This window comes from Nocardioides bruguierae, from assembly GCF_023554635.1.
Lineage (GTDB): Bacteria > Actinomycetota > Actinomycetes > Propionibacteriales > Nocardioidaceae > Nocardioides > Nocardioides bruguierae.
On the sequence record NZ_JAMJPH010000036.1, the window covers coordinates 1 to 24,051 of the forward strand.

24 protein-coding genes are annotated in these 24,051 nt (G+C 76.3%); 12 read left to right on the forward strand and 12 right to left on the reverse strand.

Annotated features, from left to right (window positions below; genetic code table 11):
• Positions 1–89 precede the first annotated feature (89 nt).
• Genes M8316_RS18885 through M8316_RS18900 form a run of 4 tightly spaced genes read right to left on the reverse strand, consistent with a single transcriptional unit; the run spans position 90 to position 3,862 of the window.
• Positions 90–848, reverse strand: a complete 759-nt coding sequence (locus M8316_RS18885) for an iron ABC transporter ATP-binding protein (RefSeq protein ID WP_250057209.1) — start codon at positions 846–848, stop codon at positions 90–92.
• Entirely contained in the window at positions 845–1,882 is a 1,038-nt protein-coding gene (locus M8316_RS18890) for an iron chelate uptake ABC transporter family permease subunit (RefSeq protein WP_250057211.1), read from the reverse strand. The genes M8316_RS18885 and M8316_RS18890 overlap by 4 nt, the downstream gene beginning before the upstream one ends.
• Entirely contained in the window at positions 1,872–3,029 is a 1,158-nt protein-coding gene (locus M8316_RS18895) for an ABC transporter permease (RefSeq protein ID WP_308196056.1), read from the reverse strand. Before M8316_RS18895 ends, M8316_RS18890 begins: the two co-directional genes overlap by 11 nt.
• Positions 2,915–3,862, reverse strand: a complete 948-nt coding sequence (locus tag M8316_RS18900) for a siderophore ABC transporter substrate-binding protein (RefSeq protein ID WP_250057215.1) — start codon at positions 3,860–3,862, stop codon at positions 2,915–2,917. Before M8316_RS18900 ends, M8316_RS18895 begins: the two co-directional genes overlap by 115 nt.
• A 166-nt stretch (positions 3,863–4,028) precedes the next feature.
• Here M8316_RS18900 and M8316_RS18905 point away from each other — a divergent pair, with 166 nt between their 5' ends.
• Positions 4,029–4,871, forward strand: coding sequence for a siderophore-interacting protein (locus M8316_RS18905; protein ID WP_250057217.1), 843 nt, complete (start codon positions 4,029–4,031; stop codon positions 4,869–4,871).
• A 67-nt stretch (positions 4,872–4,938) separates the two neighbouring features.
• Here M8316_RS18905 and M8316_RS18910 read toward each other — a convergent pair whose 3' ends face one another.
• From M8316_RS18910 to M8316_RS18930, 5 genes are all read right to left on the reverse strand, one after another.
• The gene (locus M8316_RS18910; RefSeq protein ID WP_250057219.1) at positions 4,939–6,480 is read right to left on the reverse strand and encodes a sodium/solute symporter; all 1,542 of its coding nucleotides are present in this window, start codon (positions 6,478–6,480) and stop codon (positions 4,939–4,941) included.
• Positions 6,477–6,884: a DUF485 domain-containing protein gene (locus M8316_RS18915; protein ID WP_250057221.1), complete on the reverse strand. Its 408-nt coding sequence runs from the start codon at positions 6,882–6,884 to the stop codon at positions 6,477–6,479. Before M8316_RS18915 ends, M8316_RS18910 begins: the two co-directional genes overlap by 4 nt.
• A 58-nt stretch (positions 6,885–6,942) precedes the next feature.
• On the reverse strand, positions 6,943–7,665 hold the full coding sequence (locus M8316_RS18920) for a LytR/AlgR family response regulator transcription factor (protein WP_250057223.1): 723 nt from the start codon (positions 7,663–7,665) through the stop codon (positions 6,943–6,945).
• A gap of 112 nt (positions 7,666–7,777) precedes the next feature.
• Positions 7,778–8,908: a sensor histidine kinase gene (locus M8316_RS18925; protein ID WP_250057226.1), complete on the reverse strand. Its 1,131-nt coding sequence runs from the start codon at positions 8,906–8,908 to the stop codon at positions 7,778–7,780.
• 37 nt (positions 8,909–8,945) lie between these two features.
• Positions 8,946–9,956, reverse strand: a complete 1,011-nt coding sequence (locus tag M8316_RS18930; RefSeq protein ID WP_250057227.1) for a class I SAM-dependent methyltransferase — start codon at positions 9,954–9,956, stop codon at positions 8,946–8,948.
• Positions 9,957–10,088: 132 nt separating this feature from the next.
• Between M8316_RS18930 and M8316_RS18935 the strand changes: the two genes are divergently transcribed.
• Positions 10,089–10,820 carry a Fic family protein gene (locus tag M8316_RS18935; RefSeq protein ID WP_250057230.1) on the forward strand — a complete coding sequence of 244 codons (732 nt, stop codon included), beginning with the start codon at positions 10,089–10,091 and terminating at the stop codon, positions 10,818–10,820.
• Between the two features lie 390 nt (positions 10,821–11,210).
• Here the strand turns inward: M8316_RS18935 and M8316_RS18940 are convergent, their stop codons facing one another.
• Positions 11,211–11,999, reverse strand: a complete 789-nt coding sequence (locus M8316_RS18940; RefSeq protein ID WP_250057239.1) for an HAD family hydrolase — start codon at positions 11,997–11,999, stop codon at positions 11,211–11,213.
• A gap of 137 nt (positions 12,000–12,136) precedes the next feature.
• Between M8316_RS18940 and ssd the strand changes: the two genes are divergently transcribed.
• Genes ssd through M8316_RS18960 form a run of 4 tightly spaced genes read left to right on the forward strand, consistent with a single transcriptional unit; the run spans position 12,137 to position 16,063 of the window.
• On the forward strand, positions 12,137–13,312 hold the full coding sequence (gene ssd / locus M8316_RS18945) for a septum site-determining protein Ssd (RefSeq protein WP_250057241.1): 1,176 nt from the start codon (positions 12,137–12,139) through the stop codon (positions 13,310–13,312).
• Complete coding sequence (locus M8316_RS18950) at positions 13,309–14,520, forward strand: TadA family conjugal transfer-associated ATPase (protein ID WP_250057243.1); 1,212 nt, start codon at positions 13,309–13,311, stop codon at positions 14,518–14,520. Before ssd ends, M8316_RS18950 begins: the two co-directional genes overlap by 4 nt.
• Entirely contained in the window at positions 14,517–15,320 is an 804-nt protein-coding gene (locus M8316_RS18955) for a type II secretion system F family protein (protein WP_250057245.1), read from the forward strand. Before M8316_RS18950 ends, M8316_RS18955 begins: the two co-directional genes overlap by 4 nt.
• Positions 15,317–16,063, forward strand: coding sequence for a type II secretion system F family protein (locus M8316_RS18960; protein WP_250057247.1), 747 nt, complete (start codon positions 15,317–15,319; stop codon positions 16,061–16,063). The genes M8316_RS18955 and M8316_RS18960 overlap by 4 nt, the downstream gene beginning before the upstream one ends.
• A 23-nt stretch (positions 16,064–16,086) precedes the next feature.
• On the opposite strand, the gene M8316_RS18965 is transcribed toward M8316_RS18960, so the two are convergent.
• The gene (locus M8316_RS18965; protein WP_250057249.1) at positions 16,087–17,004 is read right to left on the reverse strand and encodes an alpha/beta hydrolase fold domain-containing protein; all 918 of its coding nucleotides are present in this window, start codon (positions 17,002–17,004) and stop codon (positions 16,087–16,089) included.
• A 195-nt stretch (positions 17,005–17,199) separates the two neighbouring features.
• Here M8316_RS18965 and M8316_RS18970 point away from each other — a divergent pair, with 195 nt between their 5' ends.
• From M8316_RS18970 to M8316_RS18980, 3 genes are read left to right on the forward strand one after another with little or no spacing between them, the layout of a single operon-like run.
• Positions 17,200–17,439, forward strand: coding sequence for a DUF4244 domain-containing protein (locus M8316_RS18970; RefSeq protein ID WP_250057251.1), 240 nt, complete (start codon positions 17,200–17,202; stop codon positions 17,437–17,439).
• Positions 17,440–17,480: 41 nt separating this feature from the next.
• A complete protein-coding gene (locus M8316_RS18975) occupies positions 17,481–17,846 on the forward strand; it encodes a TadE family protein (protein ID WP_250057253.1) in 366 nt (121 codons plus the stop codon).
• Positions 17,843–18,205 (forward strand): Rv3654c family TadE-like protein, encoded by a 363-nt coding sequence (locus tag M8316_RS18980; RefSeq protein WP_250057255.1) that lies wholly within the window; start codon positions 17,843–17,845, stop codon positions 18,203–18,205. The genes M8316_RS18975 and M8316_RS18980 overlap by 4 nt, the downstream gene beginning before the upstream one ends.
• Before the next feature lie 36 nt (positions 18,206–18,241).
• On the opposite strand, the gene sftH is transcribed toward M8316_RS18980, so the two are convergent.
• Positions 18,242–20,605, reverse strand: a complete 2,364-nt coding sequence (gene sftH / locus M8316_RS18985; protein ID WP_250057257.1) for a DEAD/DEAH box helicase — start codon at positions 20,603–20,605, stop codon at positions 18,242–18,244.
• A 304-nt stretch (positions 20,606–20,909) separates the two neighbouring features.
• On the opposite strand from sftH, the gene M8316_RS18990 reads away from it, so the two are divergent.
• From M8316_RS18990 to M8316_RS19000, 3 genes are all read left to right on the forward strand, one after another.
• Positions 20,910–21,248, forward strand: coding sequence for an anti-sigma factor antagonist (locus M8316_RS18990; RefSeq protein ID WP_250057266.1), 339 nt, complete (start codon positions 20,910–20,912; stop codon positions 21,246–21,248).
• 166 nt (positions 21,249–21,414) lie between these two features.
• Complete coding sequence (locus tag M8316_RS18995; RefSeq protein ID WP_250057268.1) at positions 21,415–22,407, forward strand: Ig-like domain repeat protein; 993 nt, start codon at positions 21,415–21,417, stop codon at positions 22,405–22,407.
• Positions 22,408–22,501: 94 nt separating this feature from the next.
• The gene (locus tag M8316_RS19000) at positions 22,502–24,022 is read left to right on the forward strand and encodes a DUF7059 domain-containing protein (protein WP_250057270.1); all 1,521 of its coding nucleotides are present in this window, start codon (positions 22,502–22,504) and stop codon (positions 24,020–24,022) included.
• Positions 24,023–24,051: the final 29 nt, after the last annotated feature.

Below are 24,051 nucleotides of genomic sequence, written 5' to 3' on the forward strand. Positions count from 1 at the left end.
GGGGCCCCCCGGGGACCCCCCCCCCCATTGCGGGGTTCTGCCCGCCCGAACCCACGACTGTGGTGGGTCGTACCCCGCCCAGGGCATGCCTAGCCGTAGTAGACGGCGACCCGGTGCCCGTCGACCTCGTGCACGGAGACGGGGACGCCGTAGAGGTCCTCGAGCACCTCGGGGCGGATGACGTCGGCGGGCGGGCCCTGGGCGACGACCCGGCCGTCGGCGAGCGCGACGATCTCGTCCGACCAGCGCGAGGCGAAGTTGATGTCGTGCAGGACGACGACGACCCGCTTGCCCAGCTCGTCGGCCGCGGTGCGCAGCAGCCGCATGATGGCCACCGCGTGCGCGAGGTCGAGGTTGTTGAGGGGCTCGTCGAGCAGCAGGTACTCGGTGTCCTGCGCGAGCGCCATCGCGATGAACGCCCGCTGGCGCTGCCCGCCGGAGAGCTCGTCGAGGTAGCGGTCGGCGAGGTCGTCCAGGCTCAGGCGGGTCAGGACGTCGGCCACGACCGCCTCGTCCTCGGGGCCCGGTCGCCCGCGGCTGTGCGGGAACCGCCCGAAGCCGACCAGGTCGCGCACCGACAGCCGCGCCTCGAGGTGGTGCTCCTGCCGCAGGATCGCGAGCCGCTTGGCCAGGTCGCGGCTGCGGGTGGTGGCGACGTCCATGCCGTCGACGAGCGCGGCCCCGCCGTCGGCGTCCGCGAGCCGCCCGACCAGGGAGAGCAGCGTCGACTTGCCAGCGCCGTTGGGGCCGATGAGCGCGGTGACGCCGGGGCGGGCCAGCTCGAGGGTGACCTCGTGGACGACCGTGCTGGCGCCGTAGCGCTTGGTCAGGGAGTCGGTGGTGATCACAGGCGGGCCCTTCCGAGGAGCAGCGCGAGGAACAGCACGCCGCCGCCGAGCTCGATGATGATGGACAGTCCGGTGCCGAAGTCGAAGACCCGGTCGAGCAGCCACTGGCCGACGACGAGGGTGATGACCGCGAAGGCGGACGCGGCGGGGATCGACCAGCGGTGCGCGTGACCGACCGCCACGTAGGCGAGGTTCGCGACCAGCAGGCCGAAGAACGTGATCGGCCCGACCAGCGCGGTCGAGACCGAGACCAGCACGGCCACGGCGACCATCACCCACAGCACCGCGCGGCGGTGGTCGACGCCGAGGCTGGTGGCGGCCTCGCGGCCCAGGGCCAGCACGTCGAAGACGTGGCGGAACGCGAACAGCACGGCCAGGGTGGCGAGGACGACGACGGCGCTGATGGTCAGCAGGTCCTCCTCGACGGTGCCGAACGAGGCGAAGAACGAGTCCTGGAGCACCGCGAACGAGGCCGGGTCGAGCATCCGCTGCAGCATCGTGGTGACGCTGCGCAGCAGGGTGCCGACCACGACGCCGACGAGCACGACGATCTGCAGGTCGCGCCGGGCGCCGAGCAAGAGCCAGCGCGAGAGCGCGGTGATGAGCACGACCATGACGCCGACCTCGACCAGCCACAGCAGTGACCCGGCGATGCCGCCGCCGGCAGCCCCGCCGAGCGCCCCGGCGCCGGCGAAGAACACGACCGCCGTCTGCACGAGCAGGTAGAGGGCGTCGAACCCCATGAGGCCGGGGGTGAGGATGCGGTTGGCCGTCACCGTCTGGAACAGCACGGTCGAGACGGCCACGGCGACCGCGACCAGCACGAGCGCCGAGACGGTGCGCAGCCGCAGCCGCAGCGCGTACTCCCAGGCTCCGGGCAGGTCGACGAGCACGAAGCCCGCGCAGGCCAGGACGGCGACGGCCAGGGCGACACCCGTGATCAGGCCCGGTCGGCGGGCGGCCGCGCGGGCGCTGCTGGCGTCCTGCTTGTTGTTCCGCCTGCGCCGGGTGGGCACGGAGAGGTCAGCCGACACGACGCGACCCCTTCACGAGCAGGTAGAGGAACGCGGCGCTGCCGAGCACGCCCACGACGACGCCGAGCGGCACCTCGTAGGGGTAGCGGACGAGGCGGCCGATGACGTCGCACAGCAGCAGGAACCCGGCGCCCAGCAGCGCGACCCAGGGCACCGAGCGGCGGGCGTGGTCGCCGACCAGGAGGCTGACGACGTTGGGCACGATGAGACCGAGGAACGGCACGTCGCCCACGGTGGCTGTGACCGTGGCGCTGATCAGCGAGACCACGACCATGCCGGTGATCATCACGGTCCGGTAGGAGAGGCCGAGGCCGGTGGCGGCGTCCTGCCCGAGGCCGGCGATGGTGAGGCGGTCGGCCAGGAACCACACGACGACGGCCAGGGCGGCGGCGACCCAGAGCAGCTCGTAGCGGCCGGCGAGCAGGCCGGAGAAGTCGGCCGTGCGCCAGGCGAGCATCGACTGGATGAGGTCCTGCTCGTAGGCCACGAACGACCCGGCGGCACCCAGCACGCCGCCGAACGTGATGCCGACGAGAGGCACGGTGATGGGGGAGCGCAGGGGCATCCGGGAGAGCAGCAGCAGGAACAGGCCGGTGCCGGCCAGCGCGAACAGGGCCGCGACCAGCATCTTGCCGATGACGGGCATGCCGGGCGCGACGATCATCACCGCGAGCAGGCCGAGCATCGAGGCGTCGACCGCGCCGGAGGTGGAGGGGTCGACGAACCGGTTGCGCACCAGCAGCTGCATGACGAGGCCGGCGACCGCGAGCGAGACGCCCACCAGGATCAGCGCGGCCGTGCGCGGGAGCCGGGAGACGGCGAGCAGCTGCCAGGCGTCCGCGTCACCGCGCAGCAGGGCGGCGGGGGTCACGCTGGCCACGCCCACGAAGGTGCTGAGCACGGCGAGAGCCACGACCGCCAGGACGGCGGGGAGGAGCCAGCGGCTGCGGCGCCTGGCAGGGGCTCCGGACGCACCGGACCCCGGCACGGCCTGGGCGGGCCGTACCGGGGTGGCGGTGCTGGGCGGGGGTGTCAGGACTCGATCCCCTCGGTCACGTTGCTGACCATCTCGCTCATGGCGGTGATGCCGCCGCCGGCCAGGTACCAGACGACGCCGTCGAGGTAGACGACCTGGCCCTCGCTCCACGCCGTGGTGGAGTCGACGACCGCGTTGTCGAGGATGGCCTCGGCGGACTCGCCGCCGGTCTCGCCGATCGCGGCGTCGCGGTCGATGACGAACAGCCAGTCGGGGTTCGCCTCGGCGACGTACTCGAAGCTCACCGGCTCGCCGTGGGTCTCGGCGTCGATGTCGACGGCCGGCTCGACGCCGAGCAGGTCGTGGACGATGCCGAAGCGCGAGCCGGCGCCGTACGCGGAGACCTCGCCGCCGGTGGTGAGGACGATCAGGCCGGTGCCGGCGTCCGCGGTGACCTCGGTGGCCTCGTCGATCTGGGTCTGCACGTCCGCGACGACAGCGGTGGCCTCGTCGTCGGCGCCCAGGATGGTGCCGAGCGCCTCGACGTTGGACTGGACGCTGGCCCAGTAGTCGGTCTCGTCGACGGAGAGGTCGATGGTGGTGGCGATCTCGGCGAGGTCGTCCATCGAGTCCAGGCTGCGGCCCGAGACGATGATCAGGTCGGGGTCGAGCTCCGCGACGGCCTCGAAGTCGGGCTCGAAGAAGCTGCCGACCACCTCGGCGTCGTCCTGGACGCTCGTGAGGTAGTCGGGGAACGTCGCGTCGGGCACGCCCGCCACGTCGCCGCCGAGGGCGTCGATGATGTCGATGGTGCCGAGGTCGTAGCTGACGATCGTCTGCGGCTGCGCCGGGACCTCCACCTCGCCCTGGGCGGTGGTGACGGTGACCGTGCTCGCGGCCTCCTCGGCCTCGGAGTCGCTGCCGCACGCGGCGAGGACGGCGACGAGGGGGAGTGCGGCGGCGACGGCGGCCAGGCGGGTGATCGGGGTGCTGCGGGGGCTCACGGGGAGTCGTTCCTCTCGGGGGTCGGCCGGCGTGGTGCCCGGGTGGGCGGTCGGTGCGCCGGTCGGCTGATGGGGAAGGTGCTGGGCGGGCCATCGGGTTCCGCGATCGACGCGATCGTCGATCCGGGGTGGATGAGGGTCGCCTCAGTAAGGTAAGCCTAAGCGCATGACTACAGACGTCGGCAACCCTCCCGTCCACCGAGACGCCCCGTTCGAGCTCGTCCGTCGTCGGGCGGACCTCGTGCTGCGACGAGCGGTCGTGGCCTCCGTGGCCGACCTCGGGCCGCGGTACCGCCGGGTGGTGCTCACGGGCGCCGACCTGGAGGGATTCGCCTCCGCCGGCGCCGACGACCACCTGCGGCTGTTCGTGCCCGGGGCCGACGGCTCCCTGGTGCTGCCGGAGATCGGGCCGGAGGGCCTGGTGCCGCCGGGTCCGGGGGACCCGAGGCCCGTCTCCCGCGAGTACACCCCGGTGGCGTGGGGCGGCACGGGTGCCGAGGCCTGGCTGACCCTCGACCTGGTCGTCCACCCCGGCGGGCACGCCTCGGACTGGGTCTCCCGCGCTCGGCCCGGTGACCCGGCCGGCGTCGGCGGGCCCCGCGGGTCGCTGGTGGTCGACGGGACGCCGGCGTGGTGGCTGCTCGCCGGCGACCTCACCGCGCTCCCCGCGATCCGGCGGCACCTGGCCACGGCCGGGGGCGCTCCGGCGACCGTGCTGCTGCTCGTCGCCTCCGCCGAGGACGCCGAGCCGCACCTCGACTCGCTCGCGGCGGCCGACGTCTCGGTGCTCGTCGCACCCGACGTGGCCACCGGCGACACCGCCCCGCTGGCCGAGGCCGTCATGGCCTGGACGCCGCCCGGTGCGCCCGACGCCGGGCTCGCCTTCGTCGCCGCCGAGCAGTCGATCGTCTCGCCCGCCCGAGCCCGGCTCTCCGCGCTCGGGGTCAGCCACAGCGTCGTGAAGGGGTACTGGAAGCACGGGGACGCCGAGCACCACGCGCCGCACTGAGCGGGACGTCATACCTCTGAGGGAGACTGCGTCCGCTCCGTATGACGTCCCCCTCCGACGCCGCGGGTCAGCCTCGGTCGAGGTCGAGGGCCTCGGGGGTGTGCAGACGCACCATGAACCGGCGGACGCCGGGGGGCACGGTGCGCTGGGTGGCCAGGCTGACCAGCATCATCACGGCGGTGGCGAGCGGGATGCTCCACAGCGCGGGCCGCGCGGCCAGCACGCCGACCCAGCCGGCCGGGCCGTCCAGGTAGAGGGTGGTGAGCGCGGCCGCGCCCGAGCCGAGCCCGCCCACGACCAGCCCCGCACCCGCGCCGGTGGGCGTGAGCCGACGCCACCAGATGCCCAGCATCAGCAGCGGGGCGAAGGTGGAGGCGGCCACCGCGAAGGCCAGCCCCACGGTGGTGGCCACCCCGGCGCTCGGCTCGCCCAGCGCGACGGCGGCCGGCACCACGACGGCGATGACGGCGCCGAGCCGGAAGGCGGCCACGCCGCCGAGCCGTCGTCCGCCCCACGAGCGGCCGGTGACGTCCTGCCCGAGCACGCCCGCCACCGCGATGGCGAGGCCGGAGGAGGTGGAGAGGAACGCGGCGAACGCGCCCGCGACCACGAGGCCGGTGAGCAGGTCGCCGCCGAGGCCGGGCACCACGATCCGGGGCAGGAGCAGCACGAGCAGGTCGGACTCGCCCGAGGCCGCCAGCTCCGGGGCGTAGACCCGGCCGAGCGCTCCGTAGACCGGTGGCACCAGGTAGAACAGCCCCAGCAGCGCCAGCACCAGCAGCGTGCTGCGGCGTGCGGAGCGGCCGTCGGGGTTGGTGTAGAAGCGCACCACCACGTGCGGCAGGCCCATCGTGCCGAAGAACGTGGCGGCGATCAGGGCGTAGGTCAGGTAGAGGCCCTGGGCGCCCCCGTCGGCGAGCGGGTTCGACCAGGCGAGGACGTCGGTGGGGAAGTCGGGCCGGCCCAGGCGCTCGGTGTCGGGGCGGCCGTCGCCGAGCCAGACGGCCAGCAGCACCGCCGCCGGCAGCAGCAGGGCGGTGAGCTTGAACCAGTACTGCACCGCCTGCACCAGGGTGATCGAGCGCATCCCGCCGCCGATCACGTTGACCAGCACGACCGAGGCGACGCCGGCCGGGCCGATCCAGGTGGGCAGGCCGAGCGCCGCGCCGAGCATCACGCCCGCGCCCTGGAACAGGGGCAGCAGGTAGAGCCAGCCGACGGCCACCACCAGCACCGAGCAGATGGTCCGCACCCGCCGCGAGCCCAGCCGGGCCTCGGCGAAGTCGGGCAACGTGTAGGCGCCCGAGCGACGCAGCGGCGCGGAGACGAGGGCGAGCATGACGAGGTAGCCGGCCGTCCAGCCGACGGGGTACCAGAGCATGTCGGCACCGAAGGTCAGCAGCAGGCCGGCGACGCCCAGGAACGAGGCCGCCGAGAGGTACTCCCCGCTGATCGCCGAGGCGTTGGTGAACGCCGGCACCGTGCGCGAGGCGACCATGAAGTCGCTGGTCGTGCGCGAGAGCCGCAGCCCCAGGCTGCCGATGGCCAGCGTCGCGACCACCACCAGCGCCACCGCCACCGCGCCCGGCCACACCGGTGCGCCGGTCACGCTCGCCCGCCGTCGTCCGGGCCACCGGAGCGGGGGCCGTCCAGCTCCTCCAGGAGCGCGGTGAAGGTGTCCTCGTTGCGCTCCGCGCGCCGCACGTGCCGCCAGGCCAGCGCCACCAGCAGCGGGTAGGGCGCCACGCCGAGCAGCCACCAGGCGAGCCCGACGCCGAGCACGTGCACGGACGCCAGGTCGGGCAGCGCGAAGAACAGCACCGGCAGGGTGCCGAGCCCGAGCATCAGCAGCGCCAGCGTGCGCAGCCCCAGCCACCACTGCTCGCGCACGAGCGCGCGCAGGTACAGGGAGCCGAGGCGGGACTCGGCGTCCACCTCGTGCACCCGGGCCCGGGGCGGACGGCGGCGGGCGGGCCCGGTCACCCGGACCCGCTGCGGCCGCTCGCTGCTCATGGCCTGCCCCCCGGCCCGCGCCGGCTCACGCCCTGCTCACGCCCTGCTCATGCCCGGCTCACGCCTGGTTGCGCCGGGCCAGCCGCTCGCGCAGCTGGCGGGTGTGGCGCCGGCTGACGCCCAGCTCGGCGCCGCCGGAGACCACCACCGAGCAGCGGCCGGCCTCCATCCGGACCTCGGTGACGTGCTGCATCGAGACCAGCAGCGAGCGGTGGATGCGGACGAAGCCGGCCGTGCCCCACTCGTCCTCGAGGGCGGTGAGCGGGGTCCGGACCAGGTGCGAGCCCTCCCCGGTGTGCAGCCGCGCGTAGTCGCCCTGCGCCTCCACGTGGGTGATCGCGCTGCGCTGCACGAACCGCGTGACGCCGCCCAGCTCGACGGGGATCTGGACGTCGGCGGGCGCGCTCGGCGCCTCCGCGGGGCCGCCCAGGCGACGGACCGCCTCGGCCAGCCGGTCCGCGCGCACCGGCTTGAGCACGTAGTCGACGGCCTGGAGGTCGAAGGCCTGCAGGGCGTGCTCCTCGTGGGCGGTGACGAAGACGATCCGCGGCGGGGTGCGGAAGTTGCCGAGCAGCTCGCCCAGCTCCAGGCCGGAGAGGCCGGGCATCTGGACGTCGAGGAAGACCGCGTCCACGCCGGTCTCGCGCAGCAGCCGCAGCGCCTCGGTGGCCGAGGCCGCGGCCAGCACGGTGCCGACCCGCTCGTCGCGGCCGAGCAGGAACGTCAGCTCGTCCAGCGCAGGCCGCTCGTCGTCGACGACCAGCACCCTCAGACCAGTCACGCCGCCTCGTCCCCCTCTCGGCAGCGCCGCCCTCGGCGCCCCGTGTGCTGGCTCACCCTGCCGTACCGACGGCCCGGACGCCAGGAGGTGCGGGCAGCCGTGCCTCGCGGGCTCAGGCCAGCACGCCCGGGGCGAACTTCGGCACCCGGACGATCACCCGGGTGCCCGCGCCACGGGCGGTCTCCACGACCAGGCCGTACTCCTCCCCGTACGTGGCGCGCAGGCGCGCGTCGACGTTGCCCAGGCCGACCGAGTCGTTCTCGTGGTCCCCGGCCAGGACCCGGGCGATCCGCTCGGGGTCCTCGCCGGCGCCGTCGTCGTCCACCTCGATCACGCAGTCGAGGCCGGCGTCCCGCGCCGAGATGCGGATGCGCCCGCCCTCGGGCTGCCCCTCCAGGCCGTGCCGCACGGCGTTCTCCACCAGCGGCTGCACGCACAGGAACGGGATGACCACCGGCAGCACCTCGGGGGCCACGACGAGGGTGACGGCCAGCCGGTCGCCGAAGCGGGCCTGCTCCAGCAGCAGGTACTGCTCGATCGAGCGCAGCTCCTCCGAGAGCGTCGTGAACTCGCCGTGCTTGCGGAAGGAGTAGCGGGTGAAGTCCGCGAACTCCAGCAGCAGCTCACGGGCCCGCTCGGGGTCGGTGCGCACGAAGCTGGCGATCGCGCCGAGGGAGTTGAAGATGAAGTGCGGGCTGATCTGCGCCCGCAGCGCGCGGACCTCGGCCTCCATCAGCCGCGTGCGCGAGGAGTCCAGCTCGGCCAGCTCGAGCTGGCCCGAGACCCACCGCGCGACCTCCTCGGCCGTGCGGGCCAGGCCGGCGCCGGGGAAGGTGTCGAAGGCGACCAGAGTGCCCACGACCCGGTCCTCCACGACCAGCGGCGAGGAGACGGCGGAGCGGATCTCGCACTCGCGCACCGTGCAGCGCAGGTCGCGGCGGTCGAAGGCCCGCGGGCCCTGCCGCTCGAGGGTCGCGGCCACGATCGCCGGCACGTGCTCGGCGTGGTGGTAGGCCTCCCCGTCCCAGGCGAGGACGTCGGCGGTGTCGGTGAGCGCGATCGCGGGTGCGTCCAGGAGCGCTCGCAGGTGCGGGACGGCGGCCGCGGCGCTGTCCTGGCTCAGCCCGGCGCGCAGCGCGGGGGCCGCGAGCGAGGCGGTGTGCAGCGTGCGGAACGTCGCCAGCTCGGCGTCGGTGCCCAGGTGCCGGCGGCGCCAGCCGCGGCGGGCGCGGGGCTCGTTCATCGGCGGCACCTCCTGTCGTGGCCCTCGCCCGGACCCGTCAGTGCAGGTCGATGAGGAGCAGGCCCTCGTCCTCGAAGACGGCGAGCGGGGCCTCGCCGAGGGAGACCTGGATGCGGGGGAGGCTGCCGGTGGTGATGACCATGCGGTCGTCGTCCTCGTCCACGACCGCCTGCTCGCCCGTGCGCGCGGAGGGATCGTCGAACGGCTGCTCGTCGTCCCACTCGTGGCCCGACCAGCCCTGCTCGGCCCGCAGCTGAGCCGCCCGCTCGGCCTCGAGGCGGGCCTCGCGCTCGACCTCCTCGGGGCTCGGCTCGGGCCGGGGCGCCGCCTGGGCAGCCCAGCAGCGGGCCACCAGCGGCAGCTGCATCCCGTCCATGCCGCGGCCGTAGCCGTCGTAGAGCTCCGCGACGTCGGCGAGCACCTGCTCGCGCTGCTCCTCCGGCATCGCGGCGACGTTCGACCGGGAGGCCGTCATGTCGGCGATCGAGTGGGAGTCCACGACGTGCCAGTGCCGGTGCTCGGCGTCCTCGTGCTGCTCCAGCAGGGGGCTGCCCAGGATCTCGTCGGCGAGGTCGGCGCGCTGGTCCTGCTCGCCGATCATCCGGCTGAGGCGCCGCACCCAGGGGACGCGGGCGTCGAAGGAGTTCCACACGACGGCCAGTCGGCCGGCCGGGGCGAGCACGCGCACGATCTCCGGCAGCGCCGTGGCGGCGTCGAACCAGTGGAAGGCCTGCGCGGCGACCACCACGTCGAACGAGCCGGCCGCGAACGGCAGGGACTCGGCCGAGGCGACCTCGACGGGCACGTCGGGCAGTCGCTGGGACAGGATCTCCAGCATCGCCGGGTCCGGGTCGGTGGCCGTGACCTGGTGGCCCAGGTCCAGCAGGGCGGCCGTGAGCTTGCCGGTGCCGGCACCGAGCTCGAGGACGCGACAGGGGCGCTCACCCGTCAGCCACGCCGCCGACTCGGGCGGGTAGCCCGGGCGGCCGCGGTCGTAGGCCGCGGCGACGGACCCGAAGGACCGTCCGTGGGGCTGGTGCTCGCTCATCCCTGCGGAGCGTAGCCCCCGTGCGGCCCGGCCGGGTGCTGCCGCGCGGCGTGGCGTGCGGCGTGGCGCTCGGCGTCGGCGGGGGCCTGCTCCGTGTGACGCCCGGCGGCGGGTCGTGGGTAGCCTGCCGGGGTGAGTGCCGACCCGCTGGCCCCGCTGCTGTCCCTGGAGGGCGTCCCGAGCGCGTACGTCGCGGCCCGCGACGCCGTGGACGTGGTGCTGCGCGACCGCGGTCTGCGGCGCACCAGCCCCGAGACCACCTCGGAGTCGCTGCTGCGTGGCGCGCACGCCTCCGCGGTGCTGGCCGGCTCCGAGGCGACGCTCGCGCAGGTGCGCAGCGGCGAGGTCGAGGACCGGCACGTCCTGGCCGCCCTCCGGGTCAGCACGGCGCTGCTCTCCCTGGCCCCGCTCCTGCGGAGCACGCCGCTGCAGGCGCTGGCGCGCATCCACGCCCTGGCCGGGGCGGGGGAGGTGCCCGAGGAGCGGCTCGGCCGCCCGCGGGACGAGGAGGCGGCCACGCGGCTGCGCGGGCTCGCCCAGCTGCTCACCGCCACCACGCGGGCCCCGGCGCTCGTGGTGGCCGCGGTCGTGCACGCGGAGCTGGCGACGCTGGGCCCGTTCGGCTCCCACGACGGCATCGTCGCGCGCGCGGCGGAGCGCCTCGTCCTCGTGGCCCGCGGGGTGGACGAGAAGTCGCTGGTGGTGCCGGAAGCCGGGCACCTGGCGATGCGTGCCGAGTACCAGCAGGCGCTGCTGGGCTACCGGGACGGTGGGCAGGCCGGCGTCCACGCGTGGCTCCTGCACTGCGCGCGCGCCTACGCGGCCGCCGCCGAGGCCTCGCCGCTGCGTCGCGCGGCCGACTGAGCCGACGCAGCCGGGGCCGGCCCGGCGTCGGCCCGGCGTCGGCCCGGCGTCGGCGAACAGGGGAAAAACGCTGGTGGCCCCCGGGAGCGCGTGGGCTTCCGAGGGCCACCGCCGGCACCTGACCGTACGGCTACCAGGCGTGCACTCTCATTGCTGCCGCCGGGGCTGACTGGCCCGGCTGGTTCAGCGCCCTGGTGAGAAGGGTGGGTCGCCGCGTGGGTACCGCCGGTCAGGTGCTGCTTGTGGTGTTGTCCGTAACCCCATTGATACCTGCGTGTGACGTGAGCCACAAGGGCTACTCGTCGGTACCTTGCGGGACCCGGGGCACTGGACGCCGCGGGAGAGACCTTCCCACCACGGCCCGCGCACCCTCGGGGGAGGTCGTCGCGCTCAGCCCTCGTGGCGCCCGCGGCGCAGCGTCCACCACACGCCCACGGCGGCCGCGCCGCCCGCGGACAGCAGCGCCGCGGCCGTGATCGCCGGCCCCTTGACCTGCGGCTTCAGCGCCACGGGCACGTCGAAGCGGAGCACCGGCCACTCGCGCTCCTTCGCGGCCTTGCGCAGCTCGCGGTCGGGGTTCACCGCGGAGGGGTGCCCGACCTCCTCCAGCATCGGGAGGTCGGTGATGGAGTCGCTGTAGGCGTAGCAGGCCGACAGGTCGTACCCGCGCTCCTCGGCCAGCTCGCGCACCGCGGCCGCCTTCTCCTCCGCGTAGGCGTAGTAGGCGATGTCGCCGGTGTAGCGGCCGTCCTCGCCGACCTCCAGGCGGGTGGCGACGACGTGGTCGGCGCCCAGCAGCTCCCCGATCGGGGCGACGACGTCCGCGCCGGAGGCGGAGACGATCACGACCTCGCGGCCGGCCGCGTGGTGCAGGGCGATGAGCTCCACGGCCTCGGAGTAGACGATGGGGTCGACGATCTCGTGCAGGGTGTCGGCGACGATCTCGCGGACGGTCGCGACGTCCCAGCCCTCCACCAGCTGCGACATGAACTGCCGCATCTTCTCCATCTGGTCGTGGTCCGCGCCGCCGACGAGGTAGACGAACTGCGTGTAGGCCGAGCGCAGCACGGCCGAGCGCGAGATCAGCCCGCCGGCCTGGAAGGGTCGGCTGAACGCGAAGGTGCTCGACTTGGCGATGATCGTCTTGTCGAGGTCGAAGAAGGCCGCGGCGGCGGGCATGCGCCGAGGGTAGCCCTCCCCGACGACCGCCCCGCGTCGGGCCACCTGGTGTCCACAGCCACCCGCCGCAGCACCCTCGTCCCCAGGCGCCGCGCGAGCACTCCCGGGGGCGTGCGCGGAACCGCACCGTGGGGTGCATGGACCTCACGCCCGCCGACTCCCTGTCCTCCGAGTCCCTGTCCGCCGACGCGCTGCCGCCCGACGTCTCCGCCGCCTCCCCGGTGCTGCTCGCCTCGCGCGACCCCGCGCTCGTCGCGGAGGTCGGGCGGCTGGCGGCCGCGGCGGGGGTGGCCGTCCACCTGGTCGAGGACGCCGGCGCGGCACTGCGCGCGTGGGAGGACTGCCCGCTCGTGCTCCTGGGCGCGGACCTGCTCGAGGAGCTCACCGTGCTCCGCCCCCGCCGGCGGCCCGGCCTGCACGTGCTCGCCCGCGTCGACCTGCTCGAGGGCTGCTACCGCTGGGCGCTGGACCTGGGGGCCACCTCGGCGGTGCCCGTGCCCGACCAGGACGCGGCCCTGGCCCGGCTGCTGGCCGACGTGGGCGAGCAGTCGAGCCCGGGTCGGGTGGTCGGCGTGGTCGCCGGCAGCGGTGGTGCGGGCGCGACGACCCTCGCCTGCGGCCTGGCCCAGGTCGGTGCGGACGCCGGCGCCGCGCTCGTCGTCGACGCCGACCCGGTCGGCCCGGGGACCGACCGGGTGCTCGGCCTGGAGCACGCCGACGGGGTGCGCTGGGAGGACCTGGCCGGCACCGACGGCCGCCTCGGCGCCCGGTCGCTGCGCGAGGCCGTGCCCCACCGCGGCACCCTCGGCACGCTGTCCTTCGCCGGCTCGCTGGCCGGCCGACGCGGTGCCTCCCGCCGGCAGGGCCCGGACGCCCCGCGCCCGGCGCTGCTGCGCGAGGTCGTGGACGCCGCGCGGCGTGGCCACGACCTGGTGGTCGTCGACCTCCCCCGGCACGGTCTCGACCCCGACCTGGTGGGGCGCTGCGACCTGGTGGTGGTCGTGCTCCGCCCCGACCTGCTCGGGGCCGCGGCGGCGGCCCGGGTCGCCGCCACCTGCCGTGCGGTGGCCCCCACCGCCGGGCTGCTGCGTGGCCGCGCCGACGACGAGGCCGCCCTGGTCGCCGCGGTCGGCGTGCCCGTGCTGGCCCGCACCGGCGAGCAGCGCGGGGTGGCCGAGTCCGTCGACCTCGGGCTGGGCCCGGTTCGCAACCGACGCGGCACCCTGGGCCGCGCCTGCCGCGAGGTGCTCGACCGGCTCGCGCTCGGCGGCGTGCCCCAGCGACGCGGCGACGCCGGTGGGCGGGCCGCGTGAGCCCGTCGTTCCCCGCCTCCCCGGCCCTGGCCCCGGACGTGACGGCCCTGGTGGAGCGCGTCCGCGACCGCCTGGTGGCCAGCCCCGGGGCGCTGACGCCCCAGCGGGTGGCGGCGGCGCTGCGCGAGGGCGGCCGACCGGTGGGCGACGCGACGGTGCTGGCCGTGCACGAGGCGCTCACCCGCGACGTCGTCGGCGCGGGGCCGCTCGAGCCGCTGCTGCGGCTGCCGGGCGTCACCGACGTCCTGGTCAACGGACCCGAGGCGGTCTTCGTGGACCGCGGCCGCGGTCTGGAGCCGGCCGACGTGCGCTTCGCCGACGACGGCGCCGTGCGCCGCCTGGCCCAGCGGCTCGCCGCCGGCGCCGGCCGTCGGCTGGACGACGCCGTGCCGCACTGCGACCTCCGGCTGCCCGACGGCACCCGGTTCCACGCCGTCCTCGCGCCGCTGGCGCGACCGGGCACCACCATCTCGCTGCGCGTGCCGCCGTCGCAGGTGCTCGCCCTCGACGAGCTGGTGGCCCGCGGGGCGCTGCCGCTGGCGGCGGCCCGCCTGCTCCGCGCGGTGGTCCACGCACGGCTGGCCTTCCTGGTCACCGGCGGCACGGGCGCGGGCAAGACGACCATGCTGGCGGGCCTGCTCTCCGAGGTGCCGCCCGGCGAGCGGCTCGTGCTCGTCGAGGACGCCGGGGAGCTGCGGCCCGAGCACCCGCACGTCGTGGGGCTCGAGGCCCGCCCGCCCAACGTCGAGGGCGCCGGTGAGATCACCCTGGCCACCCTCGTGCGGCAGGCGCTGCGCATGCGCCCGGACCGGCTGGTCGTCGGCGAGGTGCGCGGCGCGGAGGTCGTGGACCTCCTGGCCGCGCTCAACACGGGCCACGAGGGCGGCTGCGGCACCCTGCACGCCAACTCCCCGGCCGACGTGCCGGCCCGCGTGGAGGCCCTCGCCCTTGCCGCCGGGCTCGACCGCGAGGCCGTCCACAGCCAGCTGGGGGCGGGCCTGCACGTCGTGCTGCACGTCGCCCGCGGCCGGGAGGGACGCCGAGGCCTCGCTGAGGTCGGGGTCGTCGTGCCCGAGCCGCACACCGGTCGGGTGCGGGTCGAGGAGGCCGTCCGCGTGGTCGACGGCCGGCTCGTGGAGGGTCCGGCTGTCGACGTGCTGGCGGCGCTGGTCGCCGGCCCGGACGACGCGACGGAGCCCCTCGGATGACGGGCGCGGCTGCCCTCCTCGCCGTCAGCGCCGGGCTGGCGGCAGCCGGGGCCGCGGCGCTGCTGCCGGCTCCTGCCCGCGGGCCGGGGACGGCCGCCACCCGCTCCGCCGCGCGCTGGTGGCCCGCGGGCGCGGCCGCCGTCCTCGTGCTCGGCCTGGCGCTGCTCCTCGGCGGAGCCGGCTCCGCGCTGGCGGTGCTGGTCGCGGTCTCGCCCGCCGTGGCGGTCGCGGTGCGACTGGTGCGCGCCACCCGGGCGGAGCGACGCGCCGTGGCCACCGGCGAGCAGGTGGCGCTGCTGTGCGAGCACCTGGCCGGGGACCTGCGCGCCGGACGCCCGCCCGGCCCCGCCCTCGCGGACGCGGCCCGCACGTGGCCCCCGGCCGACGCCGTGGCCCGGGCGCACCGGGTCGGGGCCGACGTCCCCGCCGCCTGGCGGGCGCTGTCGGCCGCGCCGGGTGCCGCGGACCTGCGGCTCGTCGCGGCCGTCTGGGAGGTCGCCCACCGCACCGGCCACGGGCTCGCCGAGGCGCTCCAGCGCTGCGTCGAGGACCAGACCCGTGCCCGCGCCACGCGCCGGGTCGTTCGTTCCGAGCTGGCCTCGGCGCGGGCCACCGCGCGCCTGGTGGCGCTGCTGCCCGTGCCCGCGCTGCTGCTGGGCGCCTCCACTGGTGCCGCCCCCTGGCAGTTCCTGCTGGGCTCGCCCGTCGGGCTCGTGTGCCTCGGGCTCGGGCTGCTCCTCGGGGCGGCCGGCCTCACCTGGATCGAGCGCCTGGCCGCGGACGCCCGGAGGCGGGCATGAGCGCCCTGCTGCTGCCCGCGGCGGCCCTGTGCGCCGGCGCCGCCCTGGCGCTGCTCCTCCCCGTCCGGCCCGGGGCGCTCGCCCCGGCGCTCCCGTCGCCTGCGGGGTCGCCTGCGGGGTCGCCTGCCGTGACGGTCCCGCCCGAGCACTCCCGGCTGCTGCTGCTCGTGCCGCTGACGGCGCTGGTCGCGGGGCCGGTGCTGCTCGGCCCGCTGCTGGGGGTCCCGGCGGGCCTGGTGGTGGCCGGGCTGCTGCTGCGGCGTGTGCGGGGAAGGGCGGCAGCCCACGCGCGCGAGGCCGAGCGGAGGTCGACGGCCGACCTGCCCGCATTGGTGGGCCTGGTCGCCACGTCGCTGGCCGGTGGCGCCGACCCCGGGCGCGCGCTCGGCCTGGCCGTGGACGCGCTCCCGGGCCCGGGCGCGGAACGGCTGCGCGCGGCCACGCGTCGGCTCGACCTCGGGGCCGAGCCCGGCCTCGTGTGGGCCCAGCTCGCGCGGGACCCCGCGCTCGGCCCGCTCGGCCAGGCGTTCCGTCGGGCCCACGACGCCGGGGCGTCGGTCTCGGACGCGGTCGACCGGCTGGCCGACCAGCTCGCCGCCGACGCGCGTGCCTCGGCGGAGGACGCCGCCCGTGCCGTGGGCGTGAAGGCGGCCGTGCCGCTGGGCCTCCTGCTGCTGCCCTCGTTCGTGCTGCTCGGGATCGTGCCGGTCGCAGCCGGGATGCTGGCCGGCGTCCTGGGCTGACCTCGCAGTCTCCGGGCCGGTGCTCAGCCGCGGGGAGCCGCGCGCAGGACCTCCACGATCCGCGCCCGCGCCTGGGACCCCGGCTTCGTCGGGGTCAGCGGGTACACGTGCAGCTGGCCCTCCACCTCGTGCTGCTCGCAGGCGACGCCCGCCGCGGCGGCCTTCTCGGCCAGCAGCCGCGCGTCCGGGTTGAGGATGTCCCGGGTGCCGGTGAACTGGGTGAGCGGCCCCAGCCCGGTCAGGTCCCCGAAGAGGGGGCTGACCCGCGGGTCGTCCAGCGGCAGGTCGCCGGCCCAGCGCTTGGCCAGGTACAGGCCGCCCTCGCGCGCCAGCCACGGGTCGGTGTGCTCCATCGGCGGGATCGCCGGGTTGGAGAGCGACAGGTCCAGCGCCGGTGAGATGAGCACCGTCGCGGGCAGCACGTGGCCGGCGTCCCGCAGCACCTGGGCCACCGAGAGGGAGATCTGTCCGCCGGCGGAGTCGCCCGCGACGCTGGTCGGTCCGTGCTCGGCCTCGGTGCGGCGGACCAGCGCGGCCACGCCCTCGGCGACCTCGGCGGCCGTGCCGAAGGGGACGAGCGGGTAGATGGGGACGACCACCGTGGTGGCCGCCTCCACCGCGACCTGGGCCACGAGGTACCAGTGGAACGCGGAGATCTCGTTGACCCAGCCGCCGCCGTGGGAGTACACGACCGCGCCTCGGGTCGACCCCGAGCGCGGGCGGACCGTGTAGACCGGCCACCCGTCGACCCGCTCGGCGGTGACGGTCACGTCGCGGCGCAGCAGCGGCGGCGGCCCGAACGGAGCCGGGCGCAGGGCACGCGACTCCACGTGCTCGTGAGCCGCCTGCTCGGTGGCGAAGACGCGCTGGGCCCGCGTGGCGTGCACGAACGCGGGCACCACGACGTCGGGCAGCGGCGGCAGGGTGGGGAAGCGGGGCACGGGGTTCCTCCGGGGGGATCGCTGTGGCCGCGGAGCGCCGCGGCCTCGTCAGGGTACGGCCGCGGAGCGTCCACAGGCGGTCCGCGTGGCACCCGCGTCCACAGCCGTCGGCGCATCCCCGCCACGCAGGCCCGCGGCGACCGAGGGTGGAGGGGCACGGCCGCACACGGCGGCCACCCACGAGGGGAGACCCGCATGACCACCCGACCCACCCGCTCCATCACCGGCTCCATCACCGGCTCCATCACCGGCCCCGTCGCCGGCCCCGGCCCGCAGCGCGACGAGCGCGGCATCACCACCGCCGAGTACGCGGTCGGCACCGCCGCCGGCGCCGGCCTGGCCGGTCTGCTGTTCACGCTGCTCACCGGCGGCCTCGGCGAGAGCCTGCTCAACACCCTGTTCGAGCACGTCCTCGGCCTGCTGGGCATCGGGTGAGGGCACGGCCCCACCCGGCACGTCGGGGGGAGCGGGGTGCCGTGACGGCCGAGGCCGCCATGGTGCTCCCGCTCCTCCTGGCGGTCACCGCCGCCATGACCTGGCTGCTCGTGGTCGGCCTCGCGCAGCTGCGGGCCACGGACGCGGCCCGCGAGGCCGCGCGCGTGCTGGCCCGTGGCGAGTCGCCGGCCGTCGCCGAGGGCCTGGTCTCCGACGTCGGCCCCGAGGGCGCGGTGCTGCGCACCAGCGCGGGCGGGGGCACGGTCGTCGTCACGGTGACGGCCACGGTCCGTGGACCCGGCGGGCTGCTGGCCCACCTCCCCGGCGCCGACGTGCACGCCGAGGCCACGGCCGCTCTCGAGGACGCCGGCGGCGCCTCGGGGCCCGTGCCGGTGCCTGCGCCATGACCCGGCCCGAGGCCCGGCACCGGGGCGAGCGAGGTGCGGCGGCCGTCCTGGCGACCACGGCGGTCGCGGTCCTCGCGCTCGTGGGGGCGGTGCTCGGGGCCGGTGCGGCCGCCGCCGTGGCGCAGCGCCGCGCCCAGACCGCCGCGGACCTCGGAGCGCTGGCCGGCGCCCGCGCCCACGCGGACGGCGGCGACGGCTGCGCGGCCGCCGCCGGGGTGGTCGCGGCCAACGGCTCCACGGTGGAGACCTGCTCCCTGCTCGGCCCCGACCTGCTGCTGGAGGTCAGCGGCTCCGTCGGTGACCTGCTCGGCGGACTGGTCGAGGTGCACGCCCAGGCTCGGGCCGGCCCCGGAGGCTGACTGACCCTCAGGGCCCGGGCCCTCGGGGCGGGACCCTCAGTCCGGTGCTCCGGCCAGCAGCGCGTCGAGCAGTCGCACCGCCCCGGCCTTGTCCAGCGGGTTGTTCTGGTTGCCGCACTTGGGCGACTGCACGCACGAGGGGCAGCCCTCGGCGCACTCGCAGGCGGCGATCGCCTCCCGGGTGGCGCGCAGCCACGCGGGCGCGGCGCGGTAGCCGCGATCGGCGAACCCCGCCCCACCGGGATGGCCGTCGTGCACGAAGACGGTCAGCCGCCCGGTGTCGGGGTGGATGACGGTGGACACGCCGCCGATGTCCCACCGGTCGCAGGTCGCGAAGAGCGGCAGCAGCCCGATCGAGCAGTGCTCGGCGGCATGGGCGGCACCGCCCAGGTCCACGCCGGCCCCGGCCTCGCCGCCGTCGTCGACCAGCCCCCCGTCGACCAGCCCCCCGTCGACCAGCCCCGCGGCGACCAGCCCCGCGGCGAGCAGGACCTCGTCGGGCACCGTCCACCACACCGCCGAGGTGCGCAGGGTGCGCTCGGGCAGGTCCAGCGGCTCCTCCGCCAGCACCTCGCCCGACGGCACGCGCCGCTTGAGGAAGGAGACGACCCTGCTCGAGACCTCCACGCTGCCGCGGGCCAGCCGGCAGCGGCCCCAGTCCTGGCCCTCGACCTCCTCGACGACCCGGATGCCGACGCTCTCGCGGGCGAAGGTCGAGTAGTCGGGGTCGGCGCGCTCGACGACGGCGACGTGCTCCTCCAGGTCGAGGTCGGCCACGAGGTAGGTCTCGCCCCGGTGGACGTAGACCGCGCCGGGGTGGGCCTGGGCGTGCGCGGAGGCGCCGTCCACGGTGCCGACGACGCGGCCGGTGCCGGTCTCGACGAGGTTCACGTGCCGGGCCCCTCCGGAGCGCAGGTCGGTGAGGTCGGCGGCGCGCCGCTGGTCGGTCCAGAACCAGCCGCGGGGACGGCGGCGCAGCAGGCCGCCCGCCACCAGCTGGTCGAGCACCGGGCGGGAGGCCTCGCCGAACACGGCCAGGTCGTCCTCGGTCAGGGGCTGCTCCTGCGCGGCCGCGCACAGGTGCGGCGCCAGCACGTACGGGTTGTCGGGGTCGAACACCGTCGCCTCGACGGGCCGGTCGAACAACGCGTCCGGGTGGTGCACGAGGTAGGTGTCGAGAGGGTCGTCCCGGGCCACGAGCACGGCGCCGGCGTCCTGCCCGGAGCGGCCGGCACGGCCGACCTGCTGCCAGAAGGCCGCGCGGGTGCCGGGGAACCCGGCCAGGAGCACGGCGTCGAGGCCGGCGACGTCGATGCCCAGCTCGAGGGCGTTGGTGGCCGCGAGACCGAGCAGGCGGCCGGTGCGCAGCGCCGACTCCAGGTCGCGCCGCTCCTCGGGCAGGTAGCCGCCGCGGTAGGCGGCGACGCGGCCGACCAGGGCCGGGTCCACCTCGGCGACCGCGTCCGCCGCGGTGAGCGCGACCTGCTCGACGCCCCGGCGACTGCGGACGAAGGCCAGGGTGCGGGTGCCGCCGGCCACCAGGTCGGCGAGCAGCCCGGCGGTCTCGGTGCTCGCCGAGCGGCGCACCGGGGCCCCGTTCTCCCCGGTCGCGCTGGTCAGCGGCGGCTCCCACAGACCGACGCTGACGCTGCCGCGGGGCGAGCCGTCGTCGGTGACCGGCCGCACCTCGAGGCCGGTGAGCAGCCGCCCGGTCGCCGCGGGCTCCGCGACGGTGGCCGACGCGAGCACGAAGACCGGGTCGGCGCCGTGCGCGGCCGCCACCCGGCGCAGCCGGCGCACGACGTGACCGACGTGCGCGCCGAACACGCCGCGGTAGTGGTGGCACTCGTCGAGCACCACGTAGCGCAGCGAGCGCCAGAAGCCGGACCACCGCTCGTGGCCGGGCAGCATCGAGCGGTGCAGCATGTCGGGGTTGGTGAGCAGGTACTCCCCGTGGTCGCGCGCCCACTCCCGCTGCTCGGGGGTGGAGTCCCCGTCGTGGGTGGTGGCCCGGACGTCCAAGCCGAGGCCGCGCACCGAGGCCAGCTGGTCCTGCGCGAGGGCCTTGGTGGGGGAGACGTAGAGCACCGAGGCGCCACGCTGCCCGCGTCGTCCGCGCGCCTCGAGCACGGCCGAGAGTGCCGGCAGCTGGAAGGCGAGGGACTTGCCGGAGGCGGTGCCCGTGGAGACCAGGACGTGCTCGCCGCGGTGCGCGGCGTCGGCCGCGGCGACCTGGTGGGTCCACGGGGTGACGACCCCGCGCGCGCCGAAGGCCTCGACCACCGCGGGCGAGGCCCACGCCGGCCACGGGACGCCGCGGCCCGGACGCGGCGGCAGCTCCCGGACGTGCGTCAGCCGGTCCTCCCGGCCCACGGCCAGGCCGCGGACCAGACCCCCCACCGGTCCGCGCGGTGCACCGGCGTCCCACTGCCCCGGCACGCCGACAGCCGCCGGAGCCGGTGACGCGGGCGGTGGGGTGGGGTGGTCTGTACGGGTCATCGAGGTCGATGGTGGCAGAGGACACCGACAGTCCCGATCGCGCACGCCAGGCCGGTCGGCAGCCTCTCGGAGGGCCGCCCGGGGTCCGTCACGTGTGCCCGTACTCGTGCAGGGGTGAGGGCTGTCGTGGTTTCATGTCCTCGGTCGGCCCCCGCGCGCCCGGTCGGCCTCCCCCAAGGCACGCAGCACGAACGGAGACCCCACCGTGGACCTCACCCTCACCACCCGCGACGTCGATGGCACGACCATCGTGGCGGTCGGCGGTGAGATCGACGTCTACACCGCGCCGAAGCTGCGGGACAAGATCACCGAGCTCGTCGCCGCCGGCGTCTACCACCTCGTGATCGACATGGAGGCCGTCGAGTTCCTCGACTCCACCGGCCTCGGCGTCCTCGTGGGCGGCCTGAAGAAGGTCCGCGCCCACGACGGCTCCCTCCAGCTCGTCTGCACGCAGGACCGCCTGCTCAAGATCTTCCGCATCACCGGCCTCGCCAAGGTGTTCGTCATCCACGACTCCGCCGACGCCGCGCTCGCCTCCAGCTGAGGCCGGCCCACCGCTCGGCAGCACCCCGCCCGACCTGAGGGAACGGGCCCATCCAGCCTGCCCGGACGAGGCGGCGCAACAAGTCCTCCGGGGCGCCCGCGGCTTCCTACCGTCGACGGCACCGGCGCGTCATCGTGCACGCGCACCGTCCCTCGGAGGTCCCCCCATGCGGCCCAGCCGTCCTCTCCTGCGCACCCTCCCCCTCGCCGGCCTCGTGCTCGCGCTCGGGCTGGGCGTCGCCCCCGCCACCGCGTCCGACCTGCTCGACGGCTCGGAGCGTCCCGGCCCCGCCCTCGCGGTCGTCCCCGGGGCGCCGGTGCCCCAGGCCATCACCGCCCCCGTCCCGCTCGTGACGGGCACCGGCAAGGTCGGCGAGACCCTCAGCGTCCTCGACCCGGTGTGGGACGGCCTGCTGGACGACACGGTCCTCCAGTGGACCCGCGGCGGCGTCCCGATCCCCGGCGCCACCTCGCTCGACCACGTCGTCACCTCCGCGGACGTCGGCGAGGAGCTGGTCCTGACGGTCCGGGCGCTGCTCCTGGGCCTCGAGGTGGGCTCGGTGAGCACCGCCCCGGTGGTGGGCCTGCTGGGTGACGCACCGGAGGTCACCGTGGCACCCGCTCTCAGCGGCCTCGCCCGCGCCGGCCGGCGGCTCGCCGTCGACGGACCGACCTGGTCGGAGGTGACCGCCAGCAGCGCCTACCAGTGGCTGCGCGACGGCGAGCCGATCGACGGCGCCACGTCCGCGGTCTACGCGGTGCTGCCGCGCGACGTCGGCCACGACCTGTCCGTGGCCGCCACCAGCGCCTGGGCCGGCCACGCGACGGCCGTGGCCACCAGCGACGCGGTCACCGCCCGCCAGGCGCCCGCCAAGGTGAGCGCGCGCCTCCTGTCCTCGCGCGTCACCCGGGCCACCCGGGCGCGGCTGCGGGTCGGCGTCGTCGCCCGCGGGGTCCCCACCCACGGCGGGCGCGTCCTCGTCCTCGACGGCGGCCGGACGCTCGCCGGCACGCGCCTGCGGGCCACGGACGCCGGCCGGGCCACGCTCCGGCTCCCGCGCCTGGCCGCCGGCCGCCACGTCCTGGTCGTCCGCTACACCGGCAACACCGGCGTCGCCGCGTCCTCGGTGCGGGTCCCCGTGCGGGTCGCCCGCCGCTGACGGCACGCGCGGGCGCAGCGAGGCCCGCGGCCGCCCCGCCACGTCCCCGGACACCGCTCGGCCGGTGCCCGGGGGCGTGTCTAGGCTCGCCCCCGTGAGCGACGACCACCGGGACCTGCCCCACCTGCTCCGCGACGCCCTCGTGGCGGCGGACTTCACCTTCGAGTCGGTCTCCGGGCTGCTCGGACCCCTGGCGCACGACGCCCTCGCCCGCAACGAGACGGTGCCCGGGCTGCGCCGCACGCGCGGCGGCTCGCCGCTGGAGACGCTGGTCCGGCTGTTCCTGCTCCAGGTGCCGGTCGCGGCCTCGGCGGCCGAGGCGGCGCTCCCGGGCCTGGTCGACCGGCTCGCCTCCCGTGGCGTGCTGACCCACTCCATCGGCGAGGTCGCGGCGCGCCTCGACGTCCGCCCCTACGCCAGCGAGCGCCTGGCCGACGGCGAGGTCGTCACCGACCACTTCTGGGTCGTCTCCGACCTCACCCCCGGCCTCGACGGCACCCCGGCCCGCGTGGGCTCCGACCACGTCCTGGGCATCAGCCCCGCCTCCACCTCGCTCGCCCAGCTCACCCTGCGCGAGGACGTCGGCAGCGCCCTCGACCTCGGCACCGGCTGCGGCGTCCAGGCGCTCCACCTGGCCCGGCACGCCGGCGCGGTCGTGGCCACCGACGTCAACGCCCGCGCGCTCGACCTGGCGCGCTTCAACGCGGCGCTCAACGACCTCGACGACCGCATCGAGGTGCGTGACGGGTCGTTCTTCGAGCCGGTCGCCGGCGAGCGGTTCGACCTGATCGCCACCAACCCGCCGTTCGTGATCTCCCCGGCCACGGGCGAGCGCCTCGTCTACCGCGACTCGGGCCTGCCCGGCGACCGCGTCGTCGAGGACATCGTCCGCGCCGCCCCCGGCCACCTCAACCCCGGCGGCTGGTGCCAGGTGCTGGCCAACTGGGTCATCGCCGCCGGTCAGCCGTGGGACGAGCGGCTCGGCTCCTGGCTGGACGCCGACACCGACGCGTTCGTGGTGCAGCGCGAGGTGCTCGACCCCGCCGCCTACGTCGAGCTGTGGCTGAAGGACTCCGGCCACCACCCGAGCACCGGCAACACCGACGTGGCCGAGTACCACCGTCGCTACGACACGTGGCTCTCCTGGCTGGAGGAGCAGGGCGTCGAGGGGATCGGCTTCGGCTGGATCGACCTGCGCCGCCGCGACGAGGACGACACCCGCGCCGGCGGCGTCCACGAGCTGCTGAGCTGGCCCTACGAGGTCGAGCAGCCGATCGCCCCGGCCGTGGCCGCCTGGGCCGACGCCGCCCGCGTGCAGGTGGACGCCGACAGCACGCTCACGCTGCGGGCCGACGTGCGGCAGGAGACCCAGGGCGCCGCGGGCGCCGAGGACCCCGAGACGATCGTGCTGCGCCAGCAGACGGGGATGCGCCGCGCCCGGCAGGTCGACACGGTGCTGGCCGCGGTGGTCGGCGCCTGCGACGGCGAGCTGCCCGTCGGCGTCATCCTCGACGCCGTCTCCCAGCTGCTCGACCTCGACGAGGCCGCCACGCGCGAGGACACCCTCCCGCTGCTGGCGGAGATGGTGCGCGAGGGGTTCCTGCTGCCGGCCTGACCCCGGCACCCTCGCCGAGGACCGCGCGG